The organism is Nitrospirota bacterium (assembly GCA_040757335.1).
Classification (GTDB): domain Bacteria; phylum Nitrospirota; class Nitrospiria; order 2-01-FULL-66-17; family 2-01-FULL-66-17; genus JBFLXB01.
Map to the genome: position 1 here is coordinate 83400 of JBFLXB010000006.1, position 12667 is coordinate 96066.

Genomic DNA, 12667 nt, shown 5'->3' on the forward strand with positions numbered 1-12667 from the left:
TCAGAAGCTGTACTGTAGTTCCACATAGACCCGAGAGTGATTGTTGAAAAAGCCGACGAAATGAAATTCCCCGGGCGTTGGTTCCTCCCCGGGGTCAGCGTCGGAGATGCTGCCCAGCAGGATATCCAGGCCGGTGCTGAGTTTGACCCGCTCCGTCACGGCATACTCCATCCGCGGCCGGATCAGCCACTCCACGTCGTTCTGGAAGAACAGGACCAGTGCCTGGACAATCATCCGGTCGTGTAGCAGCCCTTTCCGGGCAAATCCGCCGTACACCGTGTCGACCTGATCCGGGATCATGGCCGGCTCCCACTCGGGGATACGGTGTTGGAGCACTTGGAACGACCACTCCGTCGTCAACAGAGAGAAGTCGACGCCAACCGCGTATTTCAGGTAGTCCTTTTGGACCTCGCCGAACAGGGTGACTTCCTCGCCCTGGGTGTCGGTCACTCGCCCCAACCGGGTGCCGAAGTACTTGCCCTCGACCCACGCGGCCTCGGCGTTCAGGATGGTACGCCCCAGGCTTTTCGAGAGCGTTGCGCCGTAAATGTGCAGGCGCCCGACGCGGGGAAAGGTGTTGAGGGTGGGGTCCTCCCCGAAGACGCCCAACCCCTCCACGTTGCGGAAGGCCACGGGAAAGTCGTCCCAGGTCGAGAAATAGCTGGCAGAGAGATCCCACCCTCCGAACAGCCGGGAAACGCGGAGCGCCCATTCACTATTTTCGACCGTATTGGCGGGCACTTCCATCCCTTCGAGGAAGCGAAATTGTTCCCACTCGCTTTCCCGAGCCGCGGGCTCGTGTGTCCGAATATCCGGAATCCAAATGCCTTCCAGCGTGGTCTCGCCCAGATACAGGTCGGTTTTGATCATCCAAAGCGGAATGTAGCGGTCGTTCACGTCGCGCAGGATAAATTCATGAAAATCAAGGGGATTGATCTCATCGGTAACCCGGGCGCCCTCCACCACTCCCCAGCGGACGATTTGGCGACCGGCGCGGATGTCCAGAATCCGAAAGTGCAGGTCCAGATAGAATTCTCTGAGTTCGATCCCGTACTTTCGGATTTCCACGTCGCGGACATTGTTGATCTGGACCCGACTGACCTCTTCCGGGGTATCAATATCCCCGGACAGCACGGATTCCGGCCCTTTGCGCGGACTGATGGTGTCGATGTCCACCAGGTCGTACGCCACGTCGTAATACGCGCGGATCCGCGCGCTGAGCTGCGCCCGCGGGCCAAAAGTGTAGCGCGGCTCGAGGTTAAAAATGTTGAGCACTTTGACCAGGGCCGCGGGCTGGCTCAGGCGGAATGCGGTCTCGTTCCGCAGATACCCGTTGAGCGTCAGGTTATCCCGCCACGAGGGCCGAGGCCCTTCGTCTCCCGCCTCCTGGGCCCATGTCGGCGAGGCGGCCAGCATGATTCCCAGCACCGCGACGAACGCACCGAAACCGATCGAACGCTCCCCCTTCACCCGACCCACCGGTCAGAACGTTTTGCTGACCGACACCGCCATTGTCCGCTTACTGAAGCTGCCCGCCGCTTGCACCAGATTGTTGAGCAGTTCGTTGAGATCCTCCGAGCGGTCGAGCGAAAAGTTCGATTCGCTCTCAAGGAGGTTCATCCCAATGGAAATGACCAGGTCGTTGCGAAACGTGTAGCTGAAGTCCAACCCGTAGGTCTTTGACGTCGCCTGGCGGAAGACCAAACTCGAGACCGGTTGATCACCCCGCACGATCGTCTCGCGGGTGGGATTGACGAAATCTAGAAGGCCCAGGCTGTACGTGAAGCTCGCGCCCACCGCCCCCCAGAGCCTGCGACTGTAGACCAAGCCGATACTCTTGGACTGACTGACCTGGTCGTCGCGATTGGAATCGTTTGAGGAGGCCGAGAAACTCGTGGCGAGTGTCCCGGCCGGCCCGAGCGTCTGACTCAGCGACACCGAATAGCCCAAGGTCGACGTTCGAGTCGTGCTCCCTCCCAACCCGTTCGACAGCCCGTACGACAACCCCAACGTCAACCCCGAGGGCAACTGCCCGCGCTTGGTCACCGACGTGTTGAACGACTGGCTCGTCACCTGGGGCCCGTCGCTGCCGTGGCCGTAGGACCATCGGTACGATCCGCTGACGTCGACGACCGGGGTGAGCGTGTAGTCCAGCGAAGCCCCCAACCCCGTAGAGGTATCCACCACCTGGCGAAAAAGCAGGTAGTACGTTTGCGTGTGATCCAATGTCCCGCGAAGTCTGAGCTGAGGCTCGTTGATCATCCAATACGCGACCGTGCCGCCGATCTGGCTGTACGCCTCGCCTATGGGGTTCGTGCGGGCCGAACCGATATTGCTGTCGTAGGCCCAGGGCGTTGCCCTCAAGGTGAACCGATACACCCGCAGACGCTCCTCCAACGCGGCGATGTTGTCCTCTGAAGCTCGCCGCAGGTCCACCGCCTCGGGCTCGGTCCGCCCGGCCAGCAGATCCCGCGTGACGCGGTACTGCCGAAGGGCCTCGTAGTTTCGGCCTTCCTGGCCGTACAGGAACGCGAGGTTCCAGTGCACGATGGGGGTGGACGTCCCGCCTGAGAGCTCGACGGCTTTTTCGAATTCCCGCGTGGCCTCCGCGGATCGATCGCTCTGCAGCAACACGGTCCCGAGGGAGGCGTGGGGCTCGGGCGCCTCGGGCGCCAACGCGATGACCTTCTCGTACGCGGCGATGGCGTCGTCCCGTCGTTCTTGTACTTCGAACAGAAACCCCATCTGGAGATACGGTTTCGGTGATTTGGGGTTGACTTTCGCCGCGTGTTCGAGGGCCGCCTGGGCCTGGTCGTACTCTTTGCGATCGGTGAGGATAGCGCCGATGTTCAGAAGCGGTTGGTAGTCGTATGGGAACCGCTTCGCCGAGGCGTCGAAGACGGCGAGCGCCTCATCCAACCGATTCTGCACGACCAACACGCCGCCGACCAGGAGATACCCCTGGCCTTCCTGGAAGCGGTTCAGAAAGTCTTCGCTCGCCGCTCGCCGGGTCTGCGCCTCCTCGAGGTACCAGGCTCCCTCACCGTGCGTGATCGCCAGTCCGAGTTTTTCCACGGTGGCCTTGTACTCCGCCTGCGCTTCCAGCAAGTTGCCGCCGTCCCGCGCTTGCTCCGCGCTGGTCTGGAACATCACACCCAACCAAAAGTGGGCCAGGCCGAACGTGGGCGCCAATTGGAGAACGCGCTCGAATGACTGCGCGGCGACCAAGTTGTTGCCGAGGTTGAACGCCGCCAGCCCCCGATTGAAGACGTAGTAGGGGTTCTTGTCGTCCAGCACCGCGGCCCGGCCAAAGGCCTTGAACGCCGCTTCATAGTCTTGCGTCTGAAATGCCTCGATCCCCTCGTCGAACGACTTGCGCGCCTCGATCGCCAGGCCGAACCTCAGAGCCTTGAGCTCGGTGATCGCTTCCTCCAGTCTTGGCAATCGGCGACGGGCTTCGATCCCTTCGCGACGCGGCCCGACCAGTTCCACCACCCGTTTGTAATGCTCCAGCGCTTGTTCGAACTGTCCTTGCCCCGCTTCGATCTCGGCCAGCAGGAACAAGGCCGGGTAGTAGTCGGGATCTCCCTCCAACCCGTTCTTCAACATCCGCGCCGCATCAATGGTCTGGCCGCGTTTGGCCGTCATGAGTCCCAGGCCGAAGTTGGCGGCCGCGTGGTTCGGCAGCACCGACAACACCCGCTCGAAGGCCTGCTTGGTGTCCTCGGCGCGACCGGCCCTGGCGGAGTCGGCCGCCTGCTCCATCCACTGGCGGACCTGGAGCGCCTGTTCGGGCGAGGCACCCACCTGGGTGAGGCGGCGCGCCGCAAACTGCACGTCGGGATGCGCGACCTTGGTGTCGACGGCCGCTCGGTACGCCGAGGCGGCGTCCGCCACTCGGCCGTGCCGCTCGTACAAACGCCCCAAGCTGACCTGCGCGGGATAAAACGTGGGATCGATCGCCACCGCCGCTTCCCATCGCGACCGGGCTTCGTCGTCGCGTCCGCCTTGCTCGGCGATGTTGCCCAGAAACAAGAGACTCGGCAGGTGAGCGGGAATGCGATCCAGCACTTTCCGAAAATTCGCTTCGGCGGTCGGGAGGTCTTGGGCGGTCAGCGCCTGGACCGCGAACTGAAAGTCCCGCTGGGCAGCCTCGTAGGTTTCGCGATCGCGACCCAACTGGCCGAGGCGGGCCGCGGCGCGCGTGGCGTCCTCGGATTGCGGAGCCAGCTCAATGACTCGGCGATAAAGGGGAATCGCGTCCTGCGGCCGGCGGGCGGCTTCGTAGACCTGCCCGAGCACCATCCACACCAACGGCTCCGAGGGATACGCCTCCCCGGCTCGCTGCAGCCGGTCTATCGCTTCCGGAATGCGGCCCTCCTGGAACAGCGTGACGCCTTCCTGGACAGCTTCCTGGGCCGTCTGGACCTGTGCGTATGCGGAGCCTCCCCATCCTGCGGCCATGGTCACCAGCAGCACCGCGCACAGCGGCGCCGGCCCGAGCCGCGCGCGCCTGGCGCCGCTCAGGTTTTGCATGGCCAACCAGTCACCATCCGCCGTCCCCTCCGGTTGACCCTCGCCGAGACCGGTTCATTCCGTTCCAAGGTCCTCAAAATAGAGGGATTTCACACGAAAGAGGAGAAGGTAACACAGCGGGGAGAAGACGCCAGTCCGGTGGGCCGCCCTTCCCGCGGAACAGGCCGGACCGCGTCAAGAGGCGCGTTGCGGGCAAAAAAAGGGGAAGCCCATTGCTGGGCTTCCCCTGTGTTGCTGCGGTTTCCAGTCCTCTTACGGCAGAACCGGAATGACCGTGGTACCGGTGGCCGGTGGATGCGGTAACGGCGTGATCGCCGGCAGACCGGGCCAGTTGAACGTGTAGGTCACCGTATCCTGGTCAACGGGCAGGTCATGCGGACTGCAGCCCAAGCAGGATAGGAGAGCCCCTTGCGTCACCTCGATTTGCTCGACGAGCTGGGTCAACCCGAAGTTGGCCGGGCTGGCGCCGTTGTGAGTGCCATCGGTGTCCGCCCCCAGGAAGCTGAAGGTATGACCGTTGGTCTCACGGATCCACCCGCGGAGGCCGTTCTCAAGCGCCTCTTTGTAGTAGATCGTGCCGTCGTCGGACGTCCCGTACGCACCGTCCGCACCAGGATCCGACTCGCAAGTGCTGGTCGGGTGGACGGTGTCTTGGGCAGCGCCGGGGGCAGTGCACTCCACGTAGGCAGCTGCGTTCTGCGTGGTATCCGGATCCAGGCTGTCCGTGTACCCTTGCGGGTACAAGGTGTTGCCCAGACGCCGCGGGTTCAGATCGCGGCCGAAACGGGTGAACGGGCTTTCGCCGAGTTCGTACACCCCGTTCGGCACGTACACGATCGCGAAGAAGTTTCCGGCCGAGTCAATGGCCCCGTTGGGGATGCCATTGCCGTCCGGATCGTTGTCCGCGCAATCGTCTTCACCGTACAGGGTTCCGCGGGTCCCACAAATGACCCACGCATAGGGATCTGCGCCTTCCTCCGAGTGGACGTTCGGACCGCTGACCACTCGGAACTGCTGGAGCAGCTGCTGATCGAAGTCGCCGGGCAACCCGGCTTCCGTCGAGTACTGCGCCAGCCGATCGTCGATCACGAACGGGAGCTTCGCCAAGTTGCTCAGCGTCTTCACCGTGAGAAGTACGCCGAAGTTATTGACGGCCCCGATCGAGTCAAGACGCGTCGACTGCGTGATTTCCACAGCCCCGGCGTCCGCCGTGTCCGTGTCGCCGTCGGCACCCTTGACCACAAACAGGTGCACGTTGCCGGCGCCGTCCTCGGTCACGTAAAACTCGCACCACCCGCTGCCACCGCACCCGTTAGAGGGCCCAGTGGGATTCGCCGAAAACGCCCCGTCCAGATTGCTCATGGCGCGCCACCGAAGCATGGTGGCGTTCCGCGCAAAGCCGGTTGCAGACCGCAGGCTCTGCGAGAACGCGTCGGCATCGACGCCAACCGTCCCGCCACCCGCGGTGTACTTGACCATCAGGGTGTCGACCCAAGCCTCTCGGTCGTGCGGCCAGTACCGGGGGAATTTCCCGGTGGTGAGCGGCTCACCATGGCCGTCGAGGAAGGCCAGTATCCCGACCAGACCGGATTCGAACGACGCGTTGGCCATCGCCAATCCGATGTCACCGCTGGCGCCCGGCCGCCCGACTTCAGGGAAGAACGGGAATGTTTCGGCCAACGATGCGAAACCCGAGTTCCACTGGCCGGCTGAGAACGACGGTTGCATCATCATCCGATAACCGGTCCGGTGGTGATCGCCGGACGGCGGGATGAAGGGCGTGCCGAACCGCGGATCGTAGTAGATCCCGTTCGCCCACGCCACGATCGACGCCGAACCCCAGCCCGAGCAGTTGCCGTTATCGCTACCGATAAGCGACGTACACGTCGTCATCGTTCCCATGTAGGGAATGTAGATGCCGCCGGTGGTGAACGTGCCGCCGATTCCGGTCGAGTCGGCCATGGAAACGAACGTGGGCACGAACAGCTCACTGCCGGCGACACCAGTAGTAGTTGTCTCATTGATGGTGAACAGGTTGGCGGCCATTGCAGGCGTCGCCACCAACGCGAGCCCCAGGACCGCCAGGCCTAACACCATAAATCTACCGTGTTTTGCCATCGCATGTACCTTTCTTGATTGTTCCCCTTCCCCCCATGGGAAGAGGCCCTGCTTCATGTGCTTCCGCATTCTTGATCACCCCCCTTCCTGCGATAAGATCACGGGGCCTATGCCCCGGTTGAAGCCGGTTTTTTTGAAAACACGTTCAAGAGTTCAGGGGGTTCAAATGTTCAAGCACTTCTTGAACCATTGAACCTGTTTGCCTTTGTTGAACGCTTGAACGTGTTTGCCTTTCTAGCACTGGTGCGCGGGACCGTTTAACGTCAGCCCGTCCGGACGGCCGTCGCCGTTCGCATCCGCGGTGTTTCCGTCGAATGAAAAGGTCCCCCCGCACGTGGACGTCACCCCGTCTTCCACCAACGTCTGGCTATACGTCCCCTGGCTCCCGATCGGATTCCCGTCCGCGTCGGTCAGCGAGCGGACGCTGAAGCTCATATCGAAGGCTTGGCCTTTTTCCGCCACGTTCTGCGAAAAACGGTACTCGATCTCGGTGCAGCGATTCGCGAGGCTGGAGGGACCGATGGCCTGGCACGCGGTGGTCTCAGTACTCAGTCGAGACAACAACCCATTTTCCAAGCTCTGGAACGCGACGCCCAGCTCGTTGACCCGCGACAAGGTCAGGGGCGTGCAGGACGTCACGGAAAACGGCGGGCTCGTGGCTCCGCCCGTGTCGCAGTTCTGAAGGATCTCCTCCGCGCTGCTGCCGGACGGGACCCCGCACCCGAACTGGCTGCTCGAGCAATCGCCGAACGGGTTCGGCGCAAACGGGTTGGAGGTGTCCGGAAACGGATCGGACGGCCCCGTGATGATCGTGGGGTCGAATCCCCGCAACGTGGCCATATTGGCGTTCGCTTGATTGCTCAAATTCAAGGTGATGATTTGCTGACCGTAGGAATTGGGCACCGTCCCGAACATCGTGACGCCGACGAGGCTGATCAGCCCCGCAACGGTAGATTCCCTGAACCTGTTCATAGGATCGGCAACCGCGCCGGGTGAGATTCATTTGCAATGAATAGGCCAGCATATTTCACGGCGAATCCTCCGAGAATTCCACAGGAAATGACCTGTTTCGGATCTGAGTGGCCGCTCATGGAGGCGTCCACAGGACCAGAAAACCCGTTCTGGGGGCGAAGATGAGAAAATCTTTTCCCCCTCAAAAGTGCACGGCGAGCTCTATCAGCCCCTCCCAGCCAGACAGTTCAAGGGTCAATGCCCTCTGAGTTCCCGCCTCTTCTTGGATGTCTCCGGTCGTGGTCACCGTGGCGTATGAGACCGTCGTACCCTCGCGCGGCGTGAAGAAGAGCTGGGGCAAGGGAACGCCAGGACGAATCTGCAGCGGATTCGGGACCGGGAATTGCGGGAAGCCGGCCGAGAAATGCCGCGTCACCTCCATTTCGCGGATGTTTCCCAGAACGTAGTTGGCTCGCCCCCCGATGGACAGCCACGAGGTGAGTGGGTAGTCCCCGCCAATGCCGAACCGCGTGGTGTAGCCCCATCCGAATGATTCGTCCGAGCTGATGGACGCGAAATGTACCTGATCATTGGGGTCAATCACGTTGACGAGCGCATCCATGGTAAAGTACGCGACCGTGATTCCCACCAGGCCGGCGTTGACATAGAGGCCCTTCCCCTCGGGCGTGCGAAACAGGTGGTACCGCCACTCGAGAAAGATCTGGTCAAGAATGAGGTTGTACCGCGCGCTCCGCGGGGCGGGAACCGGCTCGATATTGGAGCGGAGCAACACGCTGATCGTGTCTTGCGCGATGGTTTCACCGCGCCAACTGGAGAACGACAGCCCGAACGAGTGGGGGCCGCCGGTGTTGTAAAACGTGTCCACCCCGTAGACCGGACCGCCCTCAATCCCCTCAACCGCCAGGTTCCGTTGTTCGAAGGGAAACTCCGTGTTGCGCGGGAGCAGAAAATTCGGGTCCTGCATGAACGTGATACTCGTGTCCTGCAGGACGCGATTCAAGGTTCCGAGCCTCGGGTAGTAGTACCCGGCGGTAAGGGCGAACGACCAGGGCGTGGCGGACGGCGCAACCGGGGGCGGCCCTGACGGCGGAGGCGGCGCCACGGGCTGCGCAGCCTGGGTACTGTCGCCGGTCGGGCCGGCTGGAGGCGCTGCATCAGGCGCCGCCAACGGGATCATTGGTTGCACCGGTGCCGGTTCAACCTGGCTCGGGGCCTCCCCAGACAACGGGGGTTCCTCGGTTTGCGCCGGCGCCACAGGCTCTGAGGGGGCAGGCTCGCTGCTCTCCGATGGGGATGGGGGGGCGATAGTCTCGCCCTCCGGGGGGGCCATGGTCTCGCTCTCCGTGGGGGAGACGGTCTCGCCCTCCGGCGGCGCGTTGTCGGTTGGTTCCACGATGTCCTCGGGTGAGAGCTGCGGTTCCTCGCTCATGATGTCGCCCGCTTCTTCCGCAGGAGGAGGCGGTACGTCTTGGGCGGTTGCCACAGGTGCCATGCACCCCACGCAGACCGCGATCGCCGCGGCCAGCAGGGACCGACCCGTCCGCGTGCGCCGTACGTGGCTCATCAACCGGACCCGGAGGCCCCTCAGAACGGGCCCGTCAACCTTGAGCCACAAGCGGTTTGCCGACGCGCGACCCGACGATGAAGCCGGGCTGGAGCCCCGCGATCAGCAGCGGAAGAATGATCAAGGCGCCCAATGCGCTCGTGGCCATGGCGATGGGCACGAGGACGCCTTCCATGTGCAAGTAGTAGCCGGAAAACGGCAGCGTTAGATACCCTGCGGAGATCGCCACCGCCACGTAGCAGATCGCCTTGCCCGACGTCGTAATCGCGGAACGCAGCGCCCCGTCCAAGGACAGGTCGCCGAACCCGCCCGCCGAGCGGTACTCCTCCCGCAACCGAAAGAGAAAGTAGATGGCGTAGTCCGCGCCCATGCCGACCGCCATCGCGGAAATCGCCGCGGTGCCGATGCCGAGCGTCACGCCGCCGAAGCCCATGACGGCGAAGTTGATCAACACCGCGAGCCCCAAGGGCAGCAGGACCAAACAGGCGCCCACCGCCGAACGCAGCACCACGGCGGATGCCACGAAGATGATCGCCCCGATCTGCACGATGTTGCGCAACTTCCCGTCCACCATGGTGCGGTTGAGCGCCACCGTGACCGGGGAACTCCCCGCGACTCCCACCGTGACCCCCAACCGATCGAACGCCGTACGCTGGGAGTCCACCACGGCGATGAGTTGCTCGGCCAGCGCCGTGGAATCGCTCTTGAGGAAGGCCCAGATCACGGCCCGGCGATAGCGGTAGTCGATGAGTCTCGCAAAATCCGCGGGATTGCCGGAAATGGAGTACAGGAACAAGAAGTTGGACACCTCTCCTTCGGTCGTGGGAATCCGGTCGAATTCCTCCTGATCGCCGTGGAACGTCCGGTTCATCTTGCGCAGATAGTCCACGAACGATTCGGTCTTGCCGACGCCCGGCACTTGGGCGATGCGTTTCTCCAGATCCCCGATGGCGGCCACGACCTCCGGCTGTTTGAGGACATCGGGCTGACGGCCCTCGACCATGACGTAAAACGTCGAGGTCCCCCCGAAGTGGGTGTTCAGTGCCCGTTCATCGATCCGCAGCGCGGTCGATTCGAAAAACTGTTCCTTGAGGCTGTTGTTGACCACCACCCGCGACGCCCCCACCGCCCCGACCACCGCCACCACCAGCACGCCGACGGCCACCCATCCGCGTCGGGCGCCCGTCACCAGGGCCGCCAGGCCGCCCAACAGCCGGTCCAGCCCGTCGCGAGCGGCCTTGGTGGCGGACGGAGCGCGCATCAGCGAGCGCAGCGCGGGAATGAAGGTGAGTTCCAGCACCAACGCGCTGATGATGCCAAACGCGGTGAGGAGACCGAACGCGCGGAACGTCTTGAGATGGAACGTTACCAACGAGGCAAAGCTCGCCGCCGCGACCAACCCGGCGGTGATCATCACCGGCGCCATCTTGGTGGTCGCCTCCACCACCGCCGCACGGTTGTCACGTCCCGCGGCGAGTTCCTCGTAGTACCGTTTCAAGATCTGGATCGCGTGCCCCGCGGCGATCGCCATGATCAGGATCGGCGTCATGGTGTTGAACGGATCCATCGGGATGCGAAACGTCCCCATGAGGCCGAGCGCCCATACCACCGAGATCAAGGCGGTGACCAGCGGCAGCACCATCCCCTGCAGGCTGCGGAACGCCCAGTAGAGGACGACCATCATGACCACCAACGAGAGCGGAAAGAGGTAGACGATGCGTTTCGAATCCGCTTCCAGGTAGGACAGCGCCACCGGCAACCCCCCGAGATGGATGTCCACATCGTCGCCCGCGACGCGAGCGGTCACCTCCTGGAGCGCCCGGCGAATCTCCTCGTCCCCGATGCGAAACCCATACGCGGTATGGATGGCGCCGCGGCTTCCCCCGAACCATGACTCGCTCGCCCAGTCTTCCGGATTCTTGGGCCAATCCTGCGGCGAAGCCGACGCCTGCTGGTTCTCCTTCCAGGTGGGCACCCACTCGCGAAAGTCCGTGATGATCGCGGCGGCGCGCCCGTCGGCCGAAACCAGGCTGTTGACGTATAAATCATTGGACATCACCCGACGGCGAAACGCCTCCGCCTCTTCGGCCGTCTGCGGCACCTCGGGCATGAGACGTTCGACTTTGATCGATTCCCCGTCGGCGGTCACGAATTTGACCTTCCGGTCCGCGAGGCTGACGACGTTTTCCTCCTTGATGCCGGGAATCGTTTTGACTTCTTCGGTGAGGGCCTTGATCGTCGCCAGATGCTGCGGCGTGAAGACGTCGCCCTGCTTGGGCACGACGCCCACCACCACCACGCGGCTTCCGCCGAACACCTCTTCGATCACGTTGTTGAGTTGGACGTACGGGTGCTGCTGGGGCAAGATGGTCTTCGGATCGATGACCATTCGCACCTTCAGCATCTGAACGGCCAGGACCGACGTGAAGACGGCCGTTGCCAGCAGCACCCACCAGGGGTGGCGGACGACGAATTCGATCGCTCGTCTCATGGACCCATCATCCAGACCGCGGGATACCCCCCGGCATTCCCCGGCGAGGACGGATCATCGCGTGCGGTTGACGGCCGACAGCGGGCGCCCACGGCCCGGATCTTTCCTGGCCTGTCGGCCGTGGGCGATCTGCGGGGAAAACTGGCGCTACCGACGGGGACCAGTCTTGAGAATACGCTCACTAAACTCGTCGTCGCTCAGCCCCACGTTGTTTCGCAGATCGCTGATCTCGAACAGAGTTTTGTGTGAGGTTTGGACGTTTTTGACCTCGGCGCGTTTCCACGCCCAGACGTTGTTGGGACGCTGCCATTCAATCGCCTGCGTTTTGAGCAGATCGCCTTTTCGGTCGTAGTAGTCGATGCGCAGCGGGGTAAAGTCCGTGACAGGGACCCACGTGAGTTTCTTGCCGTACAGGCTTTCCTGGTCCTTGGGAACGCTCTGGACCACGTAACACGGCGTCGCCCCGCACCGCTCGGTCCTCAAGAGCGTGTGGGTGTCTTCATCGAGCTCGCGCTGTCCGAGGTCCGCGAACGTCAGGTCGGACCCCATGAACGCGTCGTCCTGCTCGCGGGTCGTCATGCGCCGGACTTGCTTCAAACTCGGCAGGTAGAGGCGCAAGTCGTCGGCCTGACCGGCCTTGTGGTAATCCCAGATCAGAAATCCGACGCCGCGCTGATCCGGCGGGAACTCCGTGACGAACAGGGTTTTGCTCTCGAACCCGTCCTTGCCGCCATAGGCCTTCCAGTAGCGTTTGGTCACGATCTTTTGCTCGTCGCCCCGCTTGTCGATCTTGCGCAACGTGACCGTGGACAACTGGTCGTTCGCCAAGTACAGCTCTCGGGTCTTTTTCATCACGTCAAGACCCGTCAGTTCGGGCTCGGCGGCGATGGCCGTGGCACACACGACGGCGATCACCCCGAGCGCCATGAACCCAGCGCGCAGACTGACTCGTCTCATCCCCTATCCCTCAAGTGTGGTGTGGACAA

General features: G+C 63.0%; 7 protein-coding genes. All 7 read right to left on the reverse strand.

The window, feature by feature from the left end; genetic code table 11:
* Positions 1-1479, reverse strand: coding sequence for a DUF1302 family protein (locus AB1451_05265; protein ID MEW6682322.1), 1479 nt, complete (start codon positions 1477-1479; stop codon positions 1-3).
* A 3-nt stretch (positions 1480-1482) separates the two neighbouring features.
* Positions 1483-4536 carry a tetratricopeptide repeat protein gene (locus AB1451_05270; protein MEW6682323.1) on the reverse strand — a complete coding sequence of 1018 codons (3054 nt, stop codon included), beginning with the start codon at positions 4534-4536 and terminating at the stop codon, positions 1483-1485.
* Positions 4537-4788: 252 nt separating this feature from the next.
* Positions 4789-6654 (reverse strand): hypothetical protein, encoded by a 1866-nt coding sequence (locus tag AB1451_05275; protein ID MEW6682324.1) that lies wholly within the window; start codon positions 6652-6654, stop codon positions 4789-4791.
* A 234-nt stretch (positions 6655-6888) separates the two neighbouring features.
* Positions 6889-7626, reverse strand: a complete 738-nt coding sequence (locus AB1451_05280; protein ID MEW6682325.1) for a hypothetical protein — start codon at positions 7624-7626, stop codon at positions 6889-6891.
* Between the two features lie 181 nt (positions 7627-7807).
* Complete coding sequence (locus AB1451_05285) at positions 7808-9190, reverse strand: hypothetical protein (GenBank protein MEW6682326.1); 1383 nt, start codon at positions 9188-9190, stop codon at positions 7808-7810.
* A gap of 34 nt (positions 9191-9224) precedes the next feature.
* The gene (locus tag AB1451_05290) at positions 9225-11681 is read right to left on the reverse strand and encodes an MMPL family transporter (protein MEW6682327.1); all 2457 of its coding nucleotides are present in this window, start codon (positions 11679-11681) and stop codon (positions 9225-9227) included.
* Positions 11682-11828: 147 nt separating this feature from the next.
* Positions 11829-12638, reverse strand: coding sequence for an outer membrane lipoprotein-sorting protein (locus AB1451_05295; protein MEW6682328.1), 810 nt, complete (start codon positions 12636-12638; stop codon positions 11829-11831).
* Between the last annotated feature and the right edge of the window lie 29 nt (positions 12639-12667).